Origin of the sequence: Vulcanisaeta souniana JCM 11219, from assembly GCF_026000775.1 — an archaeon.
Lineage (GTDB): Archaea > Thermoproteota > Thermoprotei > Thermoproteales > Thermocladiaceae > Vulcanisaeta > Vulcanisaeta souniana.
In genome coordinates, this window is record NZ_AP026830.1 from 184,305 (window position 1) to 207,631 (window position 23,327).

The window sequence follows — 23,327 nt, forward strand, 5'->3', positions numbered from 1 at the left end:
TAAGTCGTTGGATAGCGGTATACCTATTAATGTTCATTGGATGCCTTGATGGTTAAGAATAACATTTAAGGATTAGGTTTATTGTGTGAAAGCCCTTAAAAACGGTAAGTGATCAGCCAAGTTAAATTGAGTAGGCGTAATTATGTTGGTGGCGAAGATTGGCGTAGGGATGCCATATTCATAGCTATCTCCATAGCCGTAATAATAGCAACAATAATCATACTAATAAGGTCAGGATTAGCGGGCGCTAGGTATGAAGCACCGAAGCACCCACTATATCTAGTGCTCTCTGAGCTCATATACGTAACCCAATTGTCACTTATCGGTATTAGGCTTAGTATAATCTTTAACAGGGGCATGGGCTATAAAATAAGGTCTACGGAATTAATTAAGGTAGTTACCGCCCAAACATTTGCCTCATTGCTCATGCCTGGATTCTACATCGGCGGTGAGGCAGTATCAATAGCCTACTTAACCTTTAAGGGATTACCAACGACTAGGGCTACCGAGGGCATTACCTTTCGTTATACAGTTGATACGATAACATTAACGTCCATAGTACTCATACTTTACCTATTCAACCTAGTGATAATTCCCTACATAGCGCTTATAATTGCATTAATACTACTCATGGCATACGCCATATTGTTTATAACGATAGTAAGCGCGAGGTTAGGTAAGTACATCGAGCACATGTTTAGGTTTATTAATTCACGTATAAAAATCATAAGGAATTTCATATTAATGAATGAGAATGAGGATTACGGGCTTAAACTCTCACTGGTAGATTACTTCGTACTTTTTCTAGTGTCAATTACCCAGTGGTTGTTATCGGGACTTAATGTGATGTTAATATTCTACTCCTTCGGTGTCCACATAGGTATAATTACCGGTATTCTAATTTCATCCTCATACACAATACTTACATACATATCAGTATTACCTGGGTCAGCCGGTATTGGGGAACTTGCTAACCTATACGTATTAAATAGTCTTAAGTTGGGTAATTATTACTTGGCTTATGATATTTGGTTTAGGATAATAACATACATAGTGCCGTTAATAATGCTCATGCCAGCCTTCCTCAGCATATCAAGGAAATTAACAATGATTAATACTAATCATAGGAACCCCCAGTAGGTAACTCGGTAATTCCCGACTGCGCACCCTTAATTATTGCATCAATAACCCTTATTGCATTCCTCCTTGAAAGGTAATGATTATCATTACCACAATAAGGTGAATAGACGCACTTTGGACAGCCGTCGGCGCATGTACAATGCGTTAATACGTCAAGTGATATCCTGAGGACATCATTGATCCTCTTGAGAAGCATCTTGGCTGTACCTGAACCACCAGGGTATGAATCATAGATTATTATATGCCCCGTTGGGTATGAAATACCGCCCAGGTCTGTGGGCCCTGCACCAATTACATTCTCGCCAACCATAATGATTACGTGCTCGGTGGCGTGATAAGCCCTACCCCTCTCAACAACGTCCATGTTCTCAAATGGACTAAAGGTTATGCTCGGTGCATAAATCACAACACCCTTAGTCTTGAATTCATAACTAAGTGGCTCCACTAAGTCCCTCTTTTCCACGACCTCACCACTACTGAACCTCTTAACTATGTATCCGTGAACCACCTCCTTAATTGTTAACTTAACATACTGATACGGCACGGAGTTTATCACGCCCTCCTCAAGTACCTCATCAATCCTCGGCTCAGAGTTATAGAGCGCTGTTGTGTAAAAGTCGTAGTTACTCGATAACCTCCTTACGTGAGCTGTCCTGCTGCCCATGTCAAGGCTGCGAACCTCGTAAACCCTACCACCATGGAGATAAACGGCACCATCATGAAGCTCCCTCAACGCCGTGGGCAACTCCCTATAGCCCACAACCCTCTTATCATCACTAACTATCTTAACCACGTCACCAATGCCCCTAATGCCATGTATTGCCCTTGCAACCTCGCGACCCCTGTCAGTCACCATGTAATAATTGCCCCTGGCCTCAACAAGTCCCTCATTAACAAGCAACCTGAGGACCTCCTCGCAGTAATCATCCACTGAACCGACCTTCACGGGTCTCTCGTAAGCCATTAAAAGGCAATGCCTCCTCGCTATCTCATCATTCCTCCACTCCACATACAAGTCCTCGGGCTTTCTTGTGTAAAACTCGTGAGGGTTGGAGCTGTAGTACGTACTCATTGGATCATCACCAAGGACCTGAATCACGTAAGCCCTCTGCCCCCTCCTACCAACCCTACCACTCCTCTGTAGGTACTTTGAGTAGCTGGGTGGTATTGTGGCCATGACGGCTACGTCAATATCACCAACGTCAATACCCATCTCCAGGGTGGGTGTGGATAGTAATACCAGGTACTTGCCCTCCTTGAAGCCGTCCTCAACCTCATGCCTCTCCTCAATCGTGAGCCCAGCCCTATGAACCCTAACCCTATCACCAAACCCAGCCCTATCGGCATGTCTCTTAACCAACTCCACAAACCTATGGCTATCCGCAAACATGAGGCACTTCATGCCCCTCCTAACGCACATCCTAGCCAACTCAGCGGCCTCCGCAAGCCTACCCCTCCTTATCGGGCTAACCAGCATGTGCCTAGTTAGTCCCCTCCTACCCTCTGGACCCCTGACCAGAACCAAGTCCTCCGCACTAAGCAAATCCCTGGCAAAATCAAGTGGGTTACCCACGGTGGCTGTGGAAACAATGAACTGCCAGTCCCTCATGAACCTCCTCACCCTCTTGAGCACGTAGTGGACGTGGGCACCGAAGACGCCGTTGTATACGTGAAAATCATCAAGCACCATCACCCTATATCCACGAAGGACGTCCTTAAACTTACTCACGTGGGTCAAGGCCTCACTGACCATGTCAGGGTTTGTAATGAGTATGTCCGGTGGTGACGAGTAAACCCTGGACCTAACATCACTGGGCGTATCCCCATCATACGGCATTACCGACACATTAATTGCAGAGAGGTACCTCTGCATCCTAAGTAATTGGTCCCTGGCCAAGGCCTTAGTTGGGTACATGATCATTACCTTAACACCCTCCTTGTCCATCAATGATATTAACGGTAGTAGGAAGGCCTCAGTCTTGCCCACGCCTGTCCCAGCCATGATGACCGTGTGCCTACCCCCAGTGATTGCTTGGTAGGCGTCCCATTGAAACTCATAAAGCCTATCAACCCCGGCACCCCTCAACTTGCCTATTAACTCCCTCGGTAGGTCAAGGGAGTCCACTGACGGCCCGTAACTCGGCTCCACGGGTTTCTCCTCATGCACATAAAGAAGAATCCTGGACCTGTCACTACCTAACTCACCTATGAATTCGTCCTCAAGCATGAACTTGGCAACCACCAACCTATCGCTCCTAATCATCCTACCAACTCATGAACAGCACTACTGGAAATTAATAACTTTGGGCGAATCTAATCTCATGTACTTAATTTCATCACTCGCCTTAAGCCTGAGCACCCTAGGCTCAATCATAACCAACCTATCCCAATGCTTAACAATAGGTCTCAACTTACCACCGCACCTGGGGCACTTCCTAATCTCGCCCTCCATCTCAAAATCAATATAGCAATTAACGCACCTAAACGCATTAAGTGCCCTATTGTTGTCGAACCCCAGCGAGGTAATGCTCGGTATCTCCATGATCACGATGCCGTCAACTAAACCTGCCAGTTCCTCAATAGCCTCCCTCCTCAACGAGTCCATATTAAGGGCTACCAGGAACTCCTTATTGCCATAGATCACCCTGACCCTATCCCTAACTTGCAACACCCAATTCCTTTCAATAACCGCATCCTTAACAATCACACCATACGGCTTAACTGATGATGTGTAGAAATTCCCAGGTTCCACCATTATGTAGTTCACGGACTTCTCACCAATACTTTGATTAATCGGTACTACATTGATAAGATCACTGTTAATGTTGATAAAGTCATCAGTGATCAATCCATCAGCGCCACCGGCCAATGCAGCCTTAATGAAATCGTCAATAGGTTCAGGCAGCGCCGAACCATGAACAAAAACCCTAAGGCCAACCCTCCTAGACCAAGCAATCACGCTGGCTAGGGAAATCACTAACCTAAGCCTACCCAGCAACCGCCTAATCGTATCCCCATCAACACCACCAAACTCAACTATAGTCTCTGGAGGTAGGACTGGGGTAGCATCTCTAACGTACCTAACGACCTCCAGGCCCTCGAATAACCAGGAACCCGCGAACATGCACCAGGGCAACCCACACCACTTAATGAAGATTCTCACAATACGGTAGGCAACAATACACTATTATTAACCTTAACCACATAAGGGAAATAATTAACCCAGGAGGCTTAATCAAATGAAATTGCGTAATCACCATACCGTATTACTATTCATGCTGTAGTTAATTCTTTAAAAATCACCATCGCCCATTAATCAATGTCCGCGTCAAAACCAAGAGTAGGTACTAAGGTTTATCATTTAATGGCTGGCCCTGGCGATGTGGCACCGTACGTCTTAACACCCGGTGACCCTGATAGGGTCCCCAGGATTGCCAAGTACTGGGACAATGCACGCGCAGTGGCGGCGCATAGGGAGTACGTAACCTACACAGGGACTTATAGGGGTGCGCCAATATCAGCAGTGTCCACGGGGATTGGGGGGCCAGCAACGGCCATAGCTATTGAGGAACTATTAACCCTTGGTGCAAACACCTTCATTAGGGTCGGCACAACTGGAGCGCTGCATGATTGGATTGGGGTTGGTGATGTCATAATAAATACGGGGGCCGTTAGGTTCGACGGAGCCAGCAATGCATACGCGATGCCCGAGTACCCAGCCATAGCCAGTTATGACGTCGTGCTAGCTCTGGTAACAGCCGCGGAATCACTGGGCATTAGGTATCACGTGGGTTTAACGGCATCAACGGCAGACTTCTATGTTGGGCAGGGCAGGCCGGGGTTTAGGGATTACCAACCACCCTGGTCTAGGGATATCATTAACACGTTATCCTCAATGAACGTACTCAACTTCGAGATGGAAGCCGCGACTATATACACCATAGCTAATATCCATGGGGCGAGGGCTGGCGGCATAATGGCTGTCATAGCTAATAGGAAAACTAATGAGTTCGTACCTGATGCCGGAGTTGATGAGGCCATTAAGGTGGCTAATGAAGCCGTTAGAATACTCCATGAGTGGGACACCATTAAGTCAAGTCTGGGCCTTAAGCACCTAACAATTAGTGTGATTAGGGAATGGATGAGGAGGTGATTGGTGTACTGCACTCGAGGAGTTTGATGAGAAGAGACTCTATCCATCGGCCATAGACCCGGCAATAAGGAGGTTCAGGAATGAGACTAGGGCGCGGCAGCCCGTGGCAATATTAGTGCTTGGCATTGTATCGATAATGCACTCGATATGGATACTGTCAGTAATAGAGGGTTTCCTCAACTTCGTACGTTTTGACAAAAATGAATGACAAGCCTCGCCCCCTCAGGGCGGGAGGAGGATGGTATTGCTTATTTCTCACGTAGTAATGATGTGTAGACACCGATGAAGCTCAATACCGCGGCTATTACGAGTACTATCCTCAAGCCATCAATGAAGGATTGATAAACAACCAGGTTACCCATCATAACCCCGGTGAATAGGTAAAGACTGGCGTATTTGCCCATGTAACTAACGAGGATCGCACTGGCAACGGTGATACTCAGTAATTGCCCCATGAAACGCATTGTACCCAAAACACCACTTGCAACGCCGTACTTATCGGCTGTGACTGAGCTCATTACGGAGTTCGTGTTAGGCGCCGAGAAGAAGCCAAAGCCTATCCCGAGCACCATTAGGGAGAGAACAATGTAAATGACATACCTAATGTTGAGTAGTAGGAGTAATACGAATGCCACGCCTATTAGTCCCATGCCCAGGGCCGCGATTTCCCTGGAGCCATACCTATCCGATAATCTGCCGCTCACTGGTGACAATGCAGCCATGAAAACGGGTTCCGAGACTAAGATTAAACCGGCAATAAATGGATTATAGCCAAGGAAGACCTGTAGGTATAGTGAGAATAGGAACGGCACTGAGTACGTACTTACATAATTAAGTAGGGCTGTTATGTTGCCTGCCATGAACGACACGTTCCCGGTGAACAGGTTTAGGTCAAGCATTGGGTTGTTAATCCTCCTTTCAATGAGGATGAATATGAACAGAGAAACAAGACCAATAACCAGTAGGTATAGGTAATACAACCAACCGCTTATGGCTGATAGTATTAGGTACATTACTATGGATAGTATGGATACCGTGAATGTAATTGCGCCAAGGTAATCAACCCTAATTGCACGTCGAGGTAGTTCAATACCCCTCATTGAGAACTGAGAGACTATTAACCCAACCACGGTCAACACCGTGGTTATTATAAGCACGAACCTCCAACCAAGGAACTGAGTTATTAAGCCTCCAAAGAATGGCGCAGAGGTCAGGCCTAGGTACACGGCCATTGCGTTTATGCCAAGGGCGAAGCCCCTCTCACCCTCAGGGAATACTTGGCTTACGATTGCCGCCGAACCCGGAGACAGTATCGATGAGCCAAAGCCCATGAGCAACGACGCAATTATTAACGCGTATATGTTTGGCGCCAATGAGCCGAACAATGAACCCGTTAGGAATAGTACGAATCCCAACTTAAACATTCTAACCCTACCATAAATATCACTTAGTCTGCCCAGGGTTATCATCAATGTCGGTAACGGTATTAAATAAACTATTGGTACATAGATCAAAACCATCAGGGGCGCGTGGAAGTACTTACCGAGTACGGGGGTTATGAAGGACAACACGGTGGAATTATATGGAGTCTGAAAGGCCGCCAGTGATGTCGTAAACAGTACCAACCACTTCCTTCCACTGCTTAGTCTGTTCATTGCGGTCGATTGCTATATTTTTCAATATCGATTTAAAGGTTTATTCCTCACTATACTTCATCTTGACGAAGGACACATACGTCACGGGCCTCATAAGCGGTCTGTCACCTTCCTTGGTAACCACGTAAAGTACCTGCGTCAGTCTCTCCTCAATAGGTATAACCATTATTCCATTACTCGCCAACTGATCGAGTAACCTGGGTGGTACCTTGGGTGCCGCCGCTGTGACCAAAATCCTATCAAAAGGTGCTTGGTCAGGTAATCCTCTGGATCCGTCGCCAACAATAACGTGGACCATGTCAAGGTAACCCAACCGAGCCAAGTTCTGAACGGCATAAAGGGCGAGACCAGGATAATACTCAATTGTGTATACTATACCGGTCCTCTCCATGGCTTCCGCGCAGACGGCAGCATGATAGCCAGTCCCTGTGCCAATCTCCAAAACCCTGTGCCCTGGCTTAAGATCGAGTAATTCGCACATAATGGCCACCATATGCGGCGCCGATATTGTCTGGTCATACATTATCTGTAGCGGTGTATCCTCATAAGCGTAAAGCCTGAGGTAATTAGGCAGGAATTCCTCACGTGGAACACTAAGCATGGCCCTCTCAACCCTATCGCTCTTTATCACACCCTCATCCTTGAGTGAATTGACCAGTTTCCTCCTTGCCGACGCAAAGTCAATCATTGCTGTATAAAAGCTTAACAAGGCCTAAATAATACTTCCTCCTCAAGCAAAATGGTCAATGGGGAAGATCCATACTTAACCCTTTGGTCAGTGAAACCTTCATCGCCTTGAAACCAAGCCTTAGCCTCACGCCCTCAAGGACATCAAGCGAGAATGAATCATCAACAGCCCCATTAAGCGGCTCAACCTTGAGCGTCAGTACCCAACCATTGTAGGACTCCGCTAAATTACGCTCTATGTAAAACGGCACACCATCAACCCTACCAACCTCTACATAATCACTACCAACGATGAAATCACTAGCCCTATATATCTGTGGTTCCGTTGGTGAGCAGCAACCGTGCCCGAGGATCATAATAATATCACCGTACTTCTCCTTCATATTTTTAATCAATTCCTTAACATCATCCCCAAACTCAACACTTACATTCAACACATTCCCGCATGTTGATGTATAACTTAAAAAATCTTACTGATCATTCAATGAATAAATTAATAAAATATATTCAATAATTATCCACAAGTAATAACAATAATTTTATGTTTTAATGGAAGGAAAAGGTGTTGGAGATAACACATGGTTATGATGAAATGAGACCATTAATTACCGCGTCACTCAGCCGGACATATTATGGACACCGTATATGATACGATACCGGCTATATAAGCGCTGGGCTGTGGCGGATTCACAATTTCTAGAAAAAGACTTGAACTTTTTACTCTGGCTATTCACAAAAAAGTGAATCGAGCAGAATTGAGAATTATTAGCATGAATTAATCAAAGGAGACCCTTAATTAACAAAGTAATTAAGGGACCTCAATAATATGGCTATAACGCCGTAGAGAACATCGAGATCAGAAATGCTACCCCATGCAATTGCCTGAGTATTTATGCTGGTTGCCATTAAATCAAATACATTAAGCATATCTTCATGCAATCATTTATGCCAGGATTTTACGACTCATTTAGTAGGGGCTTGTTCATAGCTTGTCGATCTTCATCACGGTCCTCCAGTGTGGCCTATCAAGACTGCCAGTAGTATCTACGTAGACCTGCTTGATCTCTAGGAATTCCTCAAGGCCGTATAGGCCCAGTTCACGCCCAATGCCCGACTGCTTGTATCCGCCCCAGATGCCTTCTGTTGGTTGTGTGTAGGCGTCGTTAATCCATACGGTGCCTGCCTGGAGCTTCCTGGCTACCCTGAGGGCTTTTGCCGGGTCCTTGGTGAATATGGATGCTGTGAGCCCATAAATCACGCTATTCGCTATCTCGATGGCCTCCTGCTCTGTCCTGAATGGTATGACCGCTATGACCGGCCCAAATATCTCCTCCTGGGCAAGCCTACTCCTTGGGTCAACGTTGTCAAAGATCACGGGACTCACGAAGTATCCCTTGTCATAGATGCCGCCGCTTAGTTTACCTCCGTCAAGTGCAACCTTGAACCCCGCCTTCTTACCAAAGTCTATGTAGCCGAGTACCTTCTCCTCCTGGGCCTTGGACACGAGTGGCCCCATGTCAGTGTTATCGTCAAGTGGGTAGCCAATGACGAGGTCCTTAGCAACCTCGGCCAACCTATTGACCAACTTCTCATGAACACTCTCGTGAACCAGGACCCTACTAATGGCACCGCAGGCCTGCCCAGCATTCCTGAGACCACCAAATACGATAGCCCTAACGGTCTCCTCAATACTTGCATCATCAAACACAGCGCCTGGGTTCTTACCACCTAGTTCAAGCCCAATCCTCTTAACACCGGCCGCGGCCTGCTGCATGATTAATTTACCCGTAGTGGTCTCTCCAGTAAAACTGACATAATCAACCTTGGGGTGCTTAACTAAGTCATTACCAACGGTTGCCCCTGGTCCATAAATAACACTGACTACGCCCTTGGGAAGCCCCGCCCTAGCCAACGCCCTATAGATCTCCATGGCGCTCATGGGCGTGTAGCTCGCTGGCTTCCAAATCACGGTACAACCGGTGGCCAGCGCAGGGGCTATCTTCCTCGCTGCCTGGGTCATTGGGAAGTTCCACGGTGAAACGGCGGCAACGACACCCACGGGTTCCTTGAATATCAGCGAGACATTTCCATTACTGAGGACTATTGAGTCACCGTAAACCTTATCCGCAAGCCCTGCATAGAACTCGAAGACCTCTGCAGCAGCGAGAACATGAGCCCTTGCTTGCCTAATGGGCATTCCATTCTCGAGGGCTACCGTAACCGCGATCCTATCTGCTTCCTCCCTAAGTATTTCAGCAGTTTTATATAGGATCCTAAGTCTCTGCCTATAGTTCGTGACCCAACCATACTTATCCTTATCAAAGACTTCCCTGGCTGAGTCAATGGCCTTATTAAGATCATCCGTGGAGGCTTCCTCAACCACCGCAATTGTTTGATCAAAGTGCGCTGGGTTCTCCCTGGTGAACGTCTTACCCTTGCTTGAGGATACCTCTTCGCCATCTATGAATAATTTAACCCTAACGGGTATTTCCAGGGTGAACTTACCGTAGGAAACCGTGGGCATTAAAACCAAAGTATAGTCAGTTATTAATAAGTATTGCCTATTCGTGCTCATTATTCTAAGGCTTTATTGAAACTATATATAATAATTATCAAAGATATTAATAATTAATGAAAAATATTTCACTTACCTCCATAATTGCATTCTAAAATATTTTCTGAAGATGCTGATGTATAATAATTAAATAATGTATCAGCTGGGTTCCTCGATACTATTATCATAACCTCCCTATTACCATCAGCCATATCAACGAACACATGAACTAATTCCTCGTCGTTACCCCTATAGATCCTCGCCGTAGCACCTCTATAACTACCAGCATGAAGTACGTTATTAACCGCGTAATTGATTAATTTACTTACGCCATCACAACCATTATCTATCATTAGTATTACCTGGTTGGGATTTAAATCCGTGGCCTTCCTATAATCGTTCCCATAATAAATCCATACCAAGGACATTAGGTGAAACCGTAGATAGAGAGAAATTAATACTTAACGGGTGTTGAGCATGAAATTAACGACATTACCAATCAATGAACGCTTACCAACAACGCTCTGCGACCTCATCATCACCGAGTTATACCTAGGCCACTTGAAGAACATTATGTAGTCGAACTCGCTTGGAACCACGGCGAACCCAGCATCCCTCACATACGGCCTACTAACGATCTTGTTGAATGTATCCACATGCACCTCATAATGCGTATACTTATGAATGAGCACTGCGTAGTCCATGCCATCCATTAAATAACCCTCCAGTGCAGATAAGCCCCTGTGCACAGTCCTGCTTGGGTCAAGAACCCTGTGGGCTATTAGGTACTTATTACTGGTTATTACTAGGATATCGATTGGGTTCCTAAAAACCACAGAATTCATTATACCAAGGGACTTAACATTAATCCCAACATGAATAATCTTACCGCCCAGGTAGTGATCAAACCTCCTTATGGCTGAGGCTGTTGATCGAACTAAGTCATCATAGGACTCCTCAATGGCCTCCTTCGAGTACGGAACCCTCATCACCATTGGACTTGGATAAATAACCTCGTCATCCATAGGGAACGAGTCATCATCAAGGTCACATGCAAGGCCTAGGTCTATGCGGTCGGCCAACGTCATCATGTACGGTATCTCAACAAAACCCTTATCATTAAGAACGGCTATGCCATTGTTTATTAAATCATGAACTAGCGGGTCAATCTCAGAGGACCAGTCGGTGAGGGTAACGGAACCGTCAGGAAAAACAAGTGCTTGAACGCCCTCCATAAAACCGAGCCTAAGCCACCGACAGAAAACAGCCTTATTGCCTACACCTAACTTCGATATCTTATTAATGATCCTTATTAAATTATCATTATTTAAATAATCCTGAGTGGTTATCTGATGGGTTTCCTTTATCGATTTACCTACTTTGTCAAACGGCATTTTCAATCACGATGAAGCCAAAGTACTAATAAACCTTTCCCTTAGTGCTATGATGATGGCTAAGTTAGTGATTGATTATCAATTATGAACCAGTTGATCAATCCCTTATATCTAATCAGGGGCGAGAAGACCTAATCACCGCATCATTCGAGTCCTGGTCTCATCACTGAAAGGCACAGGCTGGCAACTAAAAATATATTTAACGCATTAATACCATTAGTTGTGCTATTGACAAGGGCATTAGACGGTGTACCGCATAGAATCATTAGTCTTAATCCCTCAATAAACGAGTTCCTTTTCGTAATGGGCATAGGTGATAGGGTTGTCGGGACTGATCTATGGAGTTATAGGCCCAGGGAGGCTATGAAGACCTTTAAGGTAGGCTCATTCACTTCGGCGGACCTTGAGGCAATCAGGAGATTAAGGCCTGACCTAATAATACTCTCGTACCCAGTCCAGAGACAGTTGGTTGAGCCGTTAAGCAGTACCGCCTCTGTACTCGCTGTGCCAATGCCCGTGAATCTAAACGCAGTAATGAGTTCCTTCGAAATGGTGGGTAAATTACTCGACGCAGACGAAGAGGCACATAGGGTGATGGATACATACATGGATTTGCTAAGGCAGTCCACGGATTTAAGGGACGCCTTAGTCGTTCTTTCATTGGGTGACTACGTAATTCCCTGCGAATCCTCCTACATAGCCTCGGCACTCAATAGAGTTGGTGTTAAATACATTAGGGGCCTTAAGTGCGTTGAACTGATCACAAATAAGGATGGCGTTTTAAGCATGGTTGATAGGATTAATCCCCAGTTAATAATTTATGAGGGGAAGACCAAGGACTATAGACCGCAGGAAATAGAGTGGGTCAACAAACCAGTGCTGTACACGCCAAACGACACGCTCGCCCACTTTGGACCGAGTTTTCCGCTTGACATTCAATTACTAATTAACACGATCAAGAACGGAGAAAAATTCGTAAAGAACACATCAAGCACTACAAGACCGAGCTTGAGCGATCCCTGGTATAAACCATACCTATAACTATTCCCCGCGTAACTTCCTGAGATTCGGCCTGACGTAATTCTTCCAAACCTCACTTGCCACCTTCTTACCCACCTTCGTCAATTCATAATAAATACCCCTACCTCGCCTCTCGGGATTGTGCTGCTTGACCTTTAGCCAGGGCTTAACCGATGATGTTACCTTACCCTTAAGCGAACCCCTGAACTCCTGTAATAAGCCCAGTTGGACCAGGTGTTGGACGGCCTTCTCAACCTCATCCTCAGGCACTATTGGCCGCCAACCAGCTGCCCCAAGGAGCCTCCTGGCCAGTAGCCAGGGCGTGTCCGGCCCATAGTGGTATATGTGGGCTAGTATCCTCTTCTCCAGATCCGTGAGTTGGTTTACCACCGCATTTATGTTATCAGACATTTGAAATTACTACTTCATGTCTAGTTTAAATCAATAACTCAGGATTGCTTGTATCTCTTCCACGTCCCCTTTATGACCCAGACAGGCTCCTCCTCATGGAATGGCTCCATACCCTCAAACCTCATCTCAGTGAGGGCCTTCTCATTAACGTCAACACCGAGGCCAGGCCTGTTGGGCACCCTGTAATAACCATCCTCAAGCTTAATGGCATTATTAATGATATCCCTCTTCCACTGGGGCCAGAATTCGTAAAAGCTCTCCTGAATTAGCAGGTTATATGTACTCGCATCAAACTGTAGAGTCGCGGCATGCTGCACGGGCCCGAAGGCATTGTGCGGCGCTAGCTCGATCCCATAGGTCTCGGTCAAAGCCCTAATCCTACCCATACCCGTGAAGCCCAGGGCATTGGTTATGTCAGGCTGAAGAACATCCACCAAACCCCTCTCCAGGAGCTGAAGAGCCTCCTCAACGCTGATTATCCTCTCACCAACCGCAATCCTAACCCCAGGCGCTACTGCCTTTATCTTAGCCAGACCCTCGAAGTTAAGATCAGGATGTACCGGCTCCTCGATAAATAATGGATTGAACTGCTCCATGGCCTTAACCATCTTAATAGCCGTATTAACGTTGAAGCGACCATGGGTCTCTATCAATATATCCACGTACTTACCCACAGCCTCCTTAACAGCCCTAACCCTCTCCACGGCTTCCTCAAGGCCCTCCTCATCCATTTGATCAAAATACGGTCCAAACGGGTCAAACTTCATTGCCCTAAAGCCCATGGACACGACCTCCTTAGCCTTCCTTGCGAAGTCATCAGGTGTCACACAGTCGTTGTACCAACCATTCGCATAGGCCTTAATCTTCTCATTGACTAGGCCACCCATGAATTGATAAATTGGCGCACTGAGGTACTTACCCAGAAGATCGTGTAGTGCTATATCCACTGCACTATATGCCGTAACCGCCTCAAATGAACGGCTAATGTAGAACTCATGCTTATACCACTCCCTGAATAGGTACTCAATCCTGAACGGGTCCTTACCAATCATGAACCTCCTAACCTCCTCAATAGCCCTAACCACTTGGTTAACCCTAAGCGTGGGTACGGCCTCCCCATAACCAACTTGGCCATCGCCTGTGACGACCCTAACGATTATTGAGACCGAGGCCCAGGGCGAGGCCCTTGCAGTCGCCAAGTCACTGACAGAGTATATCTCTATGTCCTTAATAGTAACCATATAGCTATGATAATAACCTCATTTTTAAGTTTTGGATCTCCCCAAGAAACCCCACTAAGGATGAAGGAGAATATTTAATAAAAAGTAAAGGATACAGTATAGGATTCACATGAGTAGCGAGGAAATTAAGAGGAGTATTAGAGAAAACCCTGAAATCCTCATTGACGCACTTAACGACGCCCTAACAACAAACCCAGACGCCCTACTTAGGGCCTTAATGAACAGACCGGAGGTCCTGATCAGGGTTTTACTGTTAACGGCTTCATTACCTCTCGTGATACCCACCATATTATTAAGGCTACTTACAGCTCTTGTACTGCCTATGGGTCAGTACGGCGATGTGGATGCCCTAAGGGCTAGGATCAATGATGTTGAAAAGAGACTTGGTGAACTTGAGAGCAAGATAATAACGAAGGGAGAGGTGGAGATGTTGTTCAAGGAGTTAATTAGCAAGTACGGCGTTAAGGATCAAAGACCCCTATAAGGTACCCTATGTGTTGACAGGGCACCAACGAAATCAATGAACCTACTTAATTCATTAATCCTTGATCCTATTAGACTGGGATCACACGTGTACTGCGATGTGCACTTTATGAAGAAGTCCCTTAGGTCATCATTAATAATGCCGCTTGGTATGAAGTCCCGCGCAACCTGCACCGCATGCTCCCAATTCCTGACCCTAATTTCCCTAGCCATTAGGAACGCCCTTACTACGTCATCGAAGGTTGATAAGCCAAGCTTCATAATGTTATTTAGAGTATTTATGTCCTTTGTCTTCTCGTACGAGTTCATTAAATTCGTGATTATTTGAAGGTTCCTCCGTGCGTTTATTATGAGAGTTATTGGTTCTGATTCCACACATTATTGTACTTTATCTAATTTTTAAGGCTTCAGTTATAGAATATCTTTTTCTATAGTTGCTTGAGGATGATACATCTTTGTTAAGGAATTATTATATAAACAATAAAAACACTAATGGCAGTATAAATACCCTATCCTGGTAAAACTAACGTGCGACATAAACAACGCCACTAAAGTCCATAACTCAACACTACATTTAATTCTCCAACTAACAACATGTTGGCTCAGAACACCCATAACCCAACCTCACTCCTCAATACCCAAGCTGTTAGTATATTGCCTAAGAATAACTGACTCCCTCCCCGCCCTGAAGGGCGAGGTTTGACATTCATTTCATCATTACATTAGGTAATCTCATATAGAACCTATTATGCTCCTTATCTTCTCAATCTTCGCCTCTAATTCGCCGCACTTCTCATTGATTATTTTATTAACCTCCTCTTCTGTGTATAATCTCTCAATCCTTAGGTTAGAGAAATTGAACTTGTTTGTCCTTTGGTCATACGAGACTACGACGCTTATTCTCACGAGGGCCAGTTTATCAATATTCCTCTTTATCATCTCGTCATACACCACCTTATTCAACTCAGCAATATCCCTGAGTATCACATCCTCAGGTACTAATTTTGAGAAGGCGGCGAACGCAGCACGTCGCAACTTATCGGCGAACCTCGCTGCAACAATGATCCCTGTCCTTAGCTCAACTGTTAATGGGCCTTGGAATGTGAATCCGCTGTATAGTTTTTCGTATTCTGTTGCTCGTTCCTTATCTCGTTCTGCATCCTCACTTGGTTTCCAAGACATAATATACTACTATACTAAGTTTCATTTAAAATTTATTTCCCATGCAGGCTAAATACTTAAGTAGGGGTGTGGTTTATTGTCTTTGATCTGAGTTGGTTGGGTTGCGTAGGGTTGTGCTTGATGTTGATGTGCCAAGTAGTATCTCCACTGTGGAGCTTGCGGATAAGTTGGGTCGAGTTAGTGGTGTTAAGGCTGTTAACATTACCGTGACTGACACGGATGTCGAGGTCCTAGGCCTGGTGATCGTCATTGAGGGTGATAATATTGATTATAATGGAGTGAAGGGCGTGATTGAGGACTTGGGCGGCGCGATCAGAAGCGTTGATCAAGTGATTGTTGGTGAGTACATACTTGAGATCAATCCTCAGTTGCTTAAGGAGAAGTGACTATGGTAAGTATAGATGGTAGGTACCTAGTGCTTGGTTTTCTGGACAGCGTCTTAACAACCCTTGTACTGGGTGAGTCTATGCGGAGCACTATTAAGCTCGTGATCATCGTCACCGTGATAAACCTAGTAACGGCCTTCATGGCTGAGTACGCCGAGGAGAGGAGCTCGTTGAGCCACATCGAGAGAACCCTACTCATGAGGAAAGGTTCATTACTAAGAACAAGCCTACATAAGAGGGCCATATATGACGCTTTAATTAAGGGCCTTATCTTCGGTGTTGTATCCTTACTTGGCGCCCTAATTACGGATCTTAGTATGTACATAGTTAAGGTGCTTTGGATCCCCGTGGTTCCCGTGATAATGCTCGGCGTGTTTGGCACACTAATGAGTAGGTACTTCAGGGGCAACGCGATCCTATGGTTAATCCTTTACATAGTACTGGGGATCATAATGTCATTTGTCGGCACAATCATTTGAATCGGCAATAACCATAGCGTATTGATTATCTACTGCGTTGATAAATTGATGGGTTTTCCCTCCTTCAATATTTTACCTCCTAGCTCTGGGCTTACCTTAAGTAATTGATCCTTGATGGCATCAAGGAATGCCTTGTCCTCCTCCCTATTCCTAAGCTCATCGGGTAACAATATCGGTATTTCCTCCTTAATTGGGTACCAGCGACCGCACTTAGGACAGTAGAGCACGCCATCCACAACCTCCTTCTTGATGCATTCCTCACAGGGCAGCTCCTGGGGGTTTGGGTGATTCTTTATGTTTACGTTCTTGAGGGCACAGTACTCCTCACAGAAGGGTTTCTTACTCCACTCATATTTTCGTTCGGGGTATTCCCTCTCCCTGAGCACTATTAATGTTAGTGGGAATGTCTTATCATAGGGACACGCCAATACATCCATTAGTCTGTACTTCACGAAGAAACAACTGCTAATGCCCCCTTTAATTACTTTTACCTACTAATTTTAACTGCCTTAGATTAGTATTTCCTTTCCTCAGGTTTCCATCTAGTTATGCGGACGGGCGCATAGCTTATTCTTGGCCCATCAGGTGTGTAGAAGTATAGTGTGTGCTTTAGCCAGTTAGCATCATCCCTCTTCGGGTAATCAAGCCTGTAGTGGGCACCCCTTGATTCGGTCCTTGTTAGTGCTCCGATGGTTATTAGTTCGGCTTGCTCGAGTAGGAAGTCAAGTTCGAGTGCATCCCTTAGGTTGGTATTGTAGTACCTGCCCTTGTCCTCAATCCTAATATTCTGGAACCTCTCCCTCAACCTCTTTATTGCTGAGTATGCCTCCTCCAGTCCGCTCTTGTCCCTGAACACATACACGTATGTGTCCATGGTCCTATTCATCTCCTCCCTAATGGAGTACGGGTTCTCTGCACCAACCTCCTTATGTAGTAACTTGTTGAATATCCTACTCTCCTCATTAGTAACCTTTGTCACTATGTCACCTGTGTACTCGAGCATTGAATCAGGAGCTGACATTACGTACTTAGCAGCAGCGGCGCCTGCCAACCTACCCCACACAAGGCAATCACTCAAGGAGTTGCTACCTAACCTGTTTGCTCCATGTACACTGACATTGGCAGCCTCACCGGCAGCCCATAGGTTTGGTACCCTCGTCTTATCCTCATCGAGCATTACCTGACCGTTTAAGTCAACGTGTATACCGCCCATCATGTAGTGCATTGCTGGTCTAACGGGTATTGGCTCATCGACCGGATCGATACCCAGCGTCTTAATTACTATCTCCCTAATCATAGGTAATCTCTTATTTATCCTCTCCTCACCAAGATGCCTCAAATCAAGTAATACGTAGCAAAGCCCTGATTCCTCATCGGTAAAGCCCCTGCCCTGCAAGCATTCAGTAACTATTGACCTACTAACTATATCCCTAGGGGCAAGCTCCATTCTACTTGGAGCATAGTTCTTCATGAACCTCTCACCCTCCTTATTAACCAAGTAACCACCCTCGCCCCTGGCGCCCTCGGTTATTAGGATACCATTGGGTACTAAAGCCGTTGGGTGGAACTGCGGGAACTCCATGTCCTTAAGTGGTATTCCTGCTCTATAGGCTAGGGAGAAGCCGTCACCGGTTGATGACCATGCCATTGTCGTGAATTTATAAACCCTACCGTTACCTCCAGTCGCGATTATACCGGCCTTGGCAAGTATTGCCTTGAATTCCCCTGTTCTTAGGTCTATGGCTGTGACCCCCCTAAATACGCCATTTACCATTATTAATGACGTAACGAAGTGCTCATGGAGCATTTCAATATTATCGAATCTAAGCACATTGTCGTACAATGTACTCATTAGGAAGAAACCACTCTTGTCCTGGGCGAAGGTAGTTCTAGGAATCGACATTCCGCCAAATGGTCTCTGTAATATCCTACCCTTCTCATCCCTTGACCAGGGAACACCCAGGTGATCCATGAATATTATTTCCTTGGGTGCCTCACGTACTAGTAATTCAACGGCATCCTGATCCGCCAGGAAGTCGCTGCCCTTAACCGTATCGTAAGCATGTAAATCAAGGCTATCGCCCGTCTCCTTTGGATAGAGGACTGCGCTTGCGCCACCCTCGGCGCTGACTGAGTGACTCCTCATTGCATGGACCTTGGATATGACGGCAATTCTTATCTTGCCTTGTGATACCCTGGCGGCTTCAAACGCCGACCTTAAACCCGCTAGGCCCGAACCAATAATCACTAGATCGTACTTAAGTACTTCAGTCATATCCTAATTCGTTTTACATAGGCGATTTATATTTTCTTCCCCTATTGAGGTTACTGACCTGGGATAAGCATTATTAATACCCTTCTTGTTATGACTTGCCTGAATGTCAATTATAAACGAGGAGGAGTTAGAGAGCAAGATCAAGGAGTTAAGCGGTGAGGTCCTTAAGATCAGGGAGTTAATCAGTGAGAGGGAGAAGGAAAGGGAGAACCTACGTAATGAGCTGAATAAGGTCAGGGAGGAGCTGAGCGCTGTAATAAATCAACTCAATAATAAGAGGAATGAGTTGAAGAGTGTTAAGGAGGAGCTAAATAAGTTAAGGAAGAATAGGGATGATATTATAAATACTCTGCGGCAGCTTAAGGGGAGAAGGGCGGAACTTTTCCAAAGGGCTAAGGAACTAATAGAGAAGGTGAAGAAGTATAGGGAATTACTGAAGATGCTTAATGACTTAGTTGGCGGGAAACCCATTGATAAGGATAAACTAAGGGAGCTAATTGATAAGCTTGAATTTGAGCATGAGATATCACCCACAGATCCCGAGAAGGAATGGGAGTTCTTTAGGACGATACAGGAGTTGGAGAAGGAATTAAATGCAGCAGAGGTCATCTCAAGGATCAAGGAATACATAAGCAACGGTTCCCAGGAGGTTGAGAATATCCGTAAAGAAAGGATGGAACTGGGGCAACAAATGAGGGAACTGTATAATAATGCTCTCATGAACATTAAGAACCAGATACAGGATCTCAAGAAGAGGAGGGATTCCGTAGTTAACGAAATCGTTCAACTAAAGAGCCGTAGGGACTCACTTAAGTCTAGGCGTGACGAGTTAAAGACAAAGATACTGAGTAAATCAGCGGAGATAAAGGGTTTAAGGGACAAGCTAAGGGAACTAAACGACGAAGTAAATAAGTACCAATTACTCCTGGCAGCTGCGCGGAAGTCCAAGAACCTGGTGTCCAAGAAGCAGGAGGAGGCGAAAGTCAAGGAGGAACTGAAGAAGAAGGCGGAGGAAGGACTTCAGAAACTAATGAAAGGCGAGAGGGTATCACTGAATGATTTATTAGGGCTGGGGTTAGAGGAAGATAATGAGAAGTGAGCCATGTCTAGTCTCGTAAGAAGAGTAATTGTGCTCTGCGTTGATAGGGATAATGACGTAGGTGAGAGACTGGGTGTTCCCACACCGATAATAGGCAGAGGCAACGTACTCAAGGTAGCCACCGAGTACATACTTAGGTACCCAGATGACTCTGATGCTAATGCTATGTTTGGCGCAGTACAGCTTTACGATACGTTAATCTCAACCCTTGGTGCCGAGAATGTGGAGATCGCTGTTGTCACAGGGGCCAGCTCCGAGGACGTTACTGCGGACATGAAAATACTTAGCGAGGTTGATAAGATACTCCAGGTGTTTGATGCTGATGGCTTCATAGTGGTTTCTGATGGGCCATCTGACGAGGTTGTTGTTCCACTCATTCAATCAAGGAGGCCCGTAGTATCGGTTAAGAGGATCGTTGTTAAGCAAACCAAGGGCTTTGAGGAGTTTGCTGTATTGGCTAGGTACTACGTTGGTAAGTTATTCAATGAGCCTAGGTATAGGAGGTACGCACTTGGTGTACCTGGAGCCCTACTTTTGATCTATGGATTATTCTACAGCATATGGCCTTATATACCAGTAATCGTTAGGACTATGATAGTGGCCGGTATAACAATAATACTTGGAACCATATTCACACTCTATGGTTTTAATCTTCACGAATCAGTACTGCGCTTCCTCAGGATGTACGAGATAACATTCTTCATTTCCGCACTATCAGTATTCTTCACAATAGTGTATTTACTATCCACGTACTACATACTGCACCAAAGCATACCTCTTTGGGGTTCATTGAACCTGTTTGACTTCGTGGGCCTAGTAACGGCAGCCATACTTACAGTTAACGCATTCGAGGTTTACGTAAAGCACAGGATTAGGCCATTCGGTAGGGTTGCGGCTGACGTACTTTTAACAACCTTCTTGGTAATCGTAGCTGGTAACATGACTGGTTACATGCTTGGTAAGGTTGGTACATACACGCTACTTTACGACTTATTGATATATACCGCCATAGGGTTAATAACATTATCAGTATTGGGTATCCTGAGGAATAGGTATGGCAAGGGTAAGGTTAAGGGTGGAGGTAAGCCAAGACCTAAAGGCTCTGGCATATAGTGAAATCCTGTCCATAATAGAGTTATCCGGAGGATCCGCTGAGCTCATTGACGAATCGAAGGGCCTATTGATGGATTACAATGGTAACCTTGAATCACTAGGTAGGAAGTTATGCAGGGCTGCATTAACCAGGCATGTATGGGTTGTGGAGGGTGATGGGGAAAGGAAGTTCCTTGACTTGGATAGGTCTAGGTACAGGGTTTTGAAGTTGGGTAGGAGGAATGGTTCCGTTAACATTGACTTGCGTATTGCAAGACTGCTTGTTAATCTATCAAGGGCTGACTATGGCTCGGTATTTCTTGATCCATTCGTAGGGTCCGGCTTAATTGCATATGAAGCTGCAATGATTGGCGCTTACGTAATGGGTATTGATATCAACCTAAGGCCATTGCGCTCAATACAGGGTGAATACATTGATGCCATTAATTCTGATTCCCTCCTAGGCCCCACTAGGGATGGTGCTGTGGATTCCATAGCCACAGATCCTCCTTATAACAGGTTATCCATAAGCGATATTGACTTGGATACGTTTTATAGGAAGCTTGCGGAGGAAGCATACAGGGTTTTAAGAAGCCGTGGCTACATAGCCTTTTCACACCCTACATACGTGGACTCCCTTGACTGGTTCTTAAACGTGGGTTTTGAGTTGGTGGCTAATGGTTTGCAGTACGTGCATGGTAGTTTAACGAGGATAATATACGTATTTAGAAAACCATAGTATACTTTATTGCTTATTGAAATGCTCACAAACCAGGCATATCCTTGGTTGAACAAATGAAGAATACAGTGGATCAAGCTTGCCTATTTAGTTCCTTATCATGAACTGGAGACAAATATTGAATAGCTCGGAGCAACCCTAACGATAAGGAAATAGAGAGCTAAATACACAAGTAGATAGGGAAACGGCCAGGACCTCTAGTGTATACCAAGCAGTCTCCTTATGTTTTCTGCAGCCTTGACCGGATCGGGTGCTTGAGTTATTGCCCTTCCCACAATCACAATATCAATATTAGTGCCCTTAATCCTTTGCGCCATCTTCTCATCTACGCCACCAGCTATTGCAACACCTAAGCCATATTCATCCTTGATCTTAATGGCTTCCTTCACTAAATCCTCCACAGTCAATCCCCTACCCTTCTGAACATCAATTCCCAGGTGAAGCCCGACATAATCAGGCCTTAGTCCCGCGTTAAGTAGCTCCTTAACTCTACTGACGGGATCCTTAACACTGATCATGTCAATTAATGACTTACCATTAAGTTTCCTAGTCTCTGCTATGAAATCACTTATTGTCTCATTAGCAGCCGCACCAAGCACACTCACTATGTTAGCCCCGGCATTAATCGCGAGCCTGGCCTCAAGTGATCCAACGTCCATTGTCTTTAGATCCGCCATAATCTCTGCATTAGGACATGAAACCCTCAAGGCACTAACTATGAAGATCCCTGCCGTCTTTATTAACGGCGTACCAGCCTCTACGATATCCACGGCGCCCGCATCACAGAGCCTACGGGCAAGATCAACGGCTAAGCTGGGCTCTACTAGATCAAGCGCGACCTGCAACTTCAACTTGTGCTCACCAGCTCCTAAATATTATCTTTATTGGAATACCCATTTTGAATTCGACCATTATTGGCACTTCGGCCTTATCGCCAAGCTTAGCCGTAATGATCTCAAGCACATCCTTAACCCTGGTCAGGGCGGCTAACCTATCCGCCATTGCCTTCCTACTTTCATCAAGCGTTTCATACTCATCAATTGGCCTTGGGTCAAAGATTATCTTTAGCCCCGTGAGCTCTATTGTTGTGGATAGTGGTAGTTGCTGTCCCTTCCCGACGATTTCCTCTATCATCTGCAGGAGAGCTATGTACTTATCTGCCTTAACCTTAAGGTCACTCATTAAGCCCTCTATGTCCTTGACCCTCCTCTCGAGATCACTTATTTGACTATTTACATAATTAAGTAACTCCTTAACGCCCTTGAAGGTCATCAACTCAAGGTCAGGTGTAACTGACATACCCTATTGCTCTTTTATGTCGATAAACTTTAAAAAAA

The 23,327-nt window shown here is 45.4% G+C and carries 25 protein-coding genes; 9 read left to right on the forward strand and 16 right to left on the reverse strand.

Annotation, left to right across the window (positions count from 1 at the left end; translation table 11 throughout):
- The first annotated feature begins 126 nt into the window (after positions 1–126).
- Positions 127–1,140 (forward strand): lysylphosphatidylglycerol synthase transmembrane domain-containing protein, encoded by a 1,014-nt coding sequence (locus Vsou_RS00955; RefSeq protein WP_188603560.1) that lies wholly within the window; start codon positions 127–129, stop codon positions 1,138–1,140.
- On the opposite strand, the gene Vsou_RS00960 is transcribed toward Vsou_RS00955, so the two are convergent.
- A complete protein-coding gene (locus Vsou_RS00960; RefSeq protein WP_188603561.1) occupies positions 1,118–3,403 on the reverse strand; it encodes a DEAD/DEAH box helicase in 2,286 nt (761 codons plus the stop codon). The two genes, Vsou_RS00955 and Vsou_RS00960, sit on opposite strands and share 23 nt — an antisense overlap.
- Before the next feature lie 21 nt (positions 3,404–3,424).
- A complete protein-coding gene (locus Vsou_RS00965) occupies positions 3,425–4,303 on the reverse strand; it encodes a hypothetical protein (protein ID WP_229709859.1) in 879 nt (292 codons plus the stop codon).
- Positions 4,304–4,459: 156 nt separating this feature from the next.
- Between Vsou_RS00965 and udp the strand changes: the two genes are divergently transcribed.
- Entirely contained in the window at positions 4,460–5,293 is an 834-nt protein-coding gene (gene udp, locus Vsou_RS00970) for a uridine phosphorylase (protein ID WP_188603562.1), read from the forward strand.
- 248 nt (positions 5,294–5,541) lie between these two features.
- Here the strand turns inward: udp and Vsou_RS00975 are convergent, their stop codons facing one another.
- The 6 genes from Vsou_RS00975 to Vsou_RS01000 all read right to left on the reverse strand — a co-directional run bounded on the left by Vsou_RS00975 (position 5,542) and on the right by Vsou_RS01000 (position 11,583).
- A complete protein-coding gene (locus tag Vsou_RS00975) occupies positions 5,542–6,948 on the reverse strand; it encodes an MFS transporter (RefSeq protein WP_188603563.1) in 1,407 nt (468 codons plus the stop codon).
- A 40-nt stretch (positions 6,949–6,988) separates the two neighbouring features.
- Positions 6,989–7,636, reverse strand: a complete 648-nt coding sequence (gene pcm / locus Vsou_RS00980) for a protein-L-isoaspartate O-methyltransferase (protein ID WP_054844389.1) — start codon at positions 7,634–7,636, stop codon at positions 6,989–6,991.
- 55 nt (positions 7,637–7,691) lie between these two features.
- Positions 7,692–8,072 carry a DUF779 domain-containing protein gene (locus Vsou_RS00985; RefSeq protein ID WP_188603564.1) on the reverse strand — a complete coding sequence of 127 codons (381 nt, stop codon included), beginning with the start codon at positions 8,070–8,072 and terminating at the stop codon, positions 7,692–7,694.
- Positions 8,073–8,617: 545 nt separating this feature from the next.
- A complete protein-coding gene (locus tag Vsou_RS00990) occupies positions 8,618–10,159 on the reverse strand; it encodes an aldehyde dehydrogenase family protein (RefSeq protein ID WP_188603565.1) in 1,542 nt (513 codons plus the stop codon).
- Positions 10,160–10,278: 119 nt separating this feature from the next.
- A complete protein-coding gene (locus Vsou_RS00995; protein WP_188603566.1) occupies positions 10,279–10,617 on the reverse strand; it encodes a hypothetical protein in 339 nt (112 codons plus the stop codon).
- Between the two features lie 33 nt (positions 10,618–10,650).
- Positions 10,651–11,583 (reverse strand): hypothetical protein, encoded by a 933-nt coding sequence (locus Vsou_RS01000; RefSeq protein ID WP_188603567.1) that lies wholly within the window; start codon positions 11,581–11,583, stop codon positions 10,651–10,653.
- A 222-nt stretch (positions 11,584–11,805) separates the two neighbouring features.
- Between Vsou_RS01000 and Vsou_RS01005 the strand changes: the two genes are divergently transcribed.
- Positions 11,806–12,624 (forward strand): ABC transporter substrate-binding protein, encoded by an 819-nt coding sequence (locus tag Vsou_RS01005; protein WP_188603568.1) that lies wholly within the window; start codon positions 11,806–11,808, stop codon positions 12,622–12,624.
- Here Vsou_RS01005 and Vsou_RS01010 read toward each other — a convergent pair whose 3' ends face one another.
- On the reverse strand, positions 12,625–13,014 hold the full coding sequence (locus Vsou_RS01010) for a hypothetical protein (RefSeq protein ID WP_188603569.1): 390 nt from the start codon (positions 13,012–13,014) through the stop codon (positions 12,625–12,627).
- A 38-nt stretch (positions 13,015–13,052) separates the two neighbouring features.
- On the reverse strand, positions 13,053–14,255 hold the full coding sequence (locus tag Vsou_RS01015; protein WP_188603570.1) for a mandelate racemase/muconate lactonizing enzyme family protein: 1,203 nt from the start codon (positions 14,253–14,255) through the stop codon (positions 13,053–13,055).
- Between the two features lie 109 nt (positions 14,256–14,364).
- Here Vsou_RS01015 and Vsou_RS01020 point away from each other — a divergent pair, with 109 nt between their 5' ends.
- Entirely contained in the window at positions 14,365–14,739 is a 375-nt protein-coding gene (locus Vsou_RS01020) for a hypothetical protein (RefSeq protein ID WP_188603571.1), read from the forward strand.
- On the opposite strand, the gene Vsou_RS01025 is transcribed toward Vsou_RS01020, so the two are convergent.
- Positions 14,724–15,113, reverse strand: a complete 390-nt coding sequence (locus Vsou_RS01025; protein ID WP_188603572.1) for a hypothetical protein — start codon at positions 15,111–15,113, stop codon at positions 14,724–14,726. The two genes, Vsou_RS01020 and Vsou_RS01025, sit on opposite strands and share 16 nt — an antisense overlap.
- Before the next feature lie 357 nt (positions 15,114–15,470).
- On the reverse strand, positions 15,471–15,920 hold the full coding sequence (locus Vsou_RS01030) for a DUF2258 domain-containing protein (RefSeq protein ID WP_188603573.1): 450 nt from the start codon (positions 15,918–15,920) through the stop codon (positions 15,471–15,473).
- Positions 15,921–16,012: 92 nt separating this feature from the next.
- Here Vsou_RS01030 and Vsou_RS01035 point away from each other — a divergent pair, with 92 nt between their 5' ends.
- Together Vsou_RS01035 and Vsou_RS01040 are read left to right on the forward strand one after the other, a co-directional pair.
- On the forward strand, positions 16,013–16,306 hold the full coding sequence (locus Vsou_RS01035) for a DUF211 domain-containing protein (protein ID WP_054844381.1): 294 nt from the start codon (positions 16,013–16,015) through the stop codon (positions 16,304–16,306).
- A gap of 2 nt (positions 16,307–16,308) precedes the next feature.
- On the forward strand, positions 16,309–16,785 hold the full coding sequence (locus Vsou_RS01040) for a hypothetical protein (RefSeq protein WP_188603574.1): 477 nt from the start codon (positions 16,309–16,311) through the stop codon (positions 16,783–16,785).
- A gap of 29 nt (positions 16,786–16,814) precedes the next feature.
- Here the strand turns inward: Vsou_RS01040 and Vsou_RS01045 are convergent, their stop codons facing one another.
- A complete protein-coding gene (locus Vsou_RS01045) occupies positions 16,815–17,237 on the reverse strand; it encodes a Trm112 family protein (protein ID WP_188603575.1) in 423 nt (140 codons plus the stop codon).
- A 62-nt stretch (positions 17,238–17,299) separates the two neighbouring features.
- On the reverse strand, positions 17,300–19,060 hold the full coding sequence (locus tag Vsou_RS01050; RefSeq protein WP_188603576.1) for a succinate dehydrogenase/fumarate reductase flavoprotein subunit: 1,761 nt from the start codon (positions 19,058–19,060) through the stop codon (positions 17,300–17,302).
- A 103-nt stretch (positions 19,061–19,163) separates the two neighbouring features.
- On the opposite strand from Vsou_RS01050, the gene Vsou_RS01055 reads away from it, so the two are divergent.
- The 3 genes from Vsou_RS01055 to Vsou_RS01065 are packed head-to-tail and all read left to right on the forward strand — an operon-like array spanning position 19,164 to position 21,990.
- Complete coding sequence (locus Vsou_RS01055) at positions 19,164–20,159, forward strand: coiled-coil protein (protein WP_188603577.1); 996 nt, start codon at positions 19,164–19,166, stop codon at positions 20,157–20,159.
- A gap of 3 nt (positions 20,160–20,162) precedes the next feature.
- Complete coding sequence (locus Vsou_RS01060) at positions 20,163–21,272, forward strand: DUF373 family protein (protein WP_188603578.1); 1,110 nt, start codon at positions 20,163–20,165, stop codon at positions 21,270–21,272.
- Positions 21,214–21,990: a TRM11 family SAM-dependent methyltransferase gene (locus Vsou_RS01065; RefSeq protein ID WP_188603579.1), complete on the forward strand. Its 777-nt coding sequence runs from the start codon at positions 21,214–21,216 to the stop codon at positions 21,988–21,990. Before Vsou_RS01060 ends, Vsou_RS01065 begins: the two co-directional genes overlap by 59 nt.
- Before the next feature lie 197 nt (positions 21,991–22,187).
- Here Vsou_RS01065 and Vsou_RS01070 read toward each other — a convergent pair whose 3' ends face one another.
- Positions 22,188–22,841, reverse strand: a complete 654-nt coding sequence (locus tag Vsou_RS01070; protein WP_188603580.1) for an orotidine 5'-phosphate decarboxylase / HUMPS family protein — start codon at positions 22,839–22,841, stop codon at positions 22,188–22,190.
- A 7-nt stretch (positions 22,842–22,848) separates the two neighbouring features.
- Positions 22,849–23,289 (reverse strand): hypothetical protein, encoded by a 441-nt coding sequence (locus Vsou_RS01075; RefSeq protein WP_188603581.1) that lies wholly within the window; start codon positions 23,287–23,289, stop codon positions 22,849–22,851.
- Positions 23,290–23,327: the final 38 nt, after the last annotated feature.